At 48.6% G+C, this 673-nt stretch carries 1 pseudogene; it reads right to left on the bottom strand.

Features of this window, described 5'->3' with window-relative positions:
- Window positions 1–673 (bottom strand): annotated as a pseudogene (mukB, locus tag R7190_RS27845) (chromosome partition protein MukB); the annotation flags it as partial.

Genomic DNA, 673 nt, shown 5'->3' with positions numbered 1-673 from the left:
GACGTGCATTCTTTTCAAACAACCGTAACGCATCACGTAGGTCATAATTGTTTGCAACAGCAAGACGCAGCGCACTCAGCGATTTATCCGACGTTGAACGCTGTTCATCGGGAGACATGTACGCCAACTCGCGCTTGTGAAGACGACGTTCAACATCGTTTTCACGTGCCAAGCGAAGTACTGAACACCAGCCCGCTTTCGCAGCAACCACGAAGGTACGCAGCTCTGCGTATTCCTTCTGAACTTTCTTCAGACGTTTCGCCAGACCTTTCATCTCTAGCTCAGTAGAGGTGATGGTACGCTCGTATTCACTCTTACGACTACGAGATGTGTGTAGACGCTCGTGCAGCTCATCACGGCGACGGATCGCACGCTCTTCTGCGCCTTCATCGGCGTTAACACCAAACTCTTGCAGTTCTTGTTTGAACTCTTGAACGGTTTCCAATTTCGCTTGGTGCGAGCTTTTCAATGATGCCAATACTTGGTTGTATTGGTTCATTTGACCTTGCGCTTGTTTCAACTCTTCACGAGAGCGTGTACGCATTTGCTCAGCCTGAACCAGCTTCGCTTTTAACTGCTCACTAAGTTCACTGCTTTGGTTAAGCAAATCAACGGAGTCTGAATACGCAAAGTAGTGACGACGCTCAACGAGATCAGACAAGGCAAAGATCTG

This window comes from Vibrio sp. 1078-1, assembly GCF_033340475.1.
This window is presented reverse-complemented; position numbering and strand designations above follow the sequence as displayed.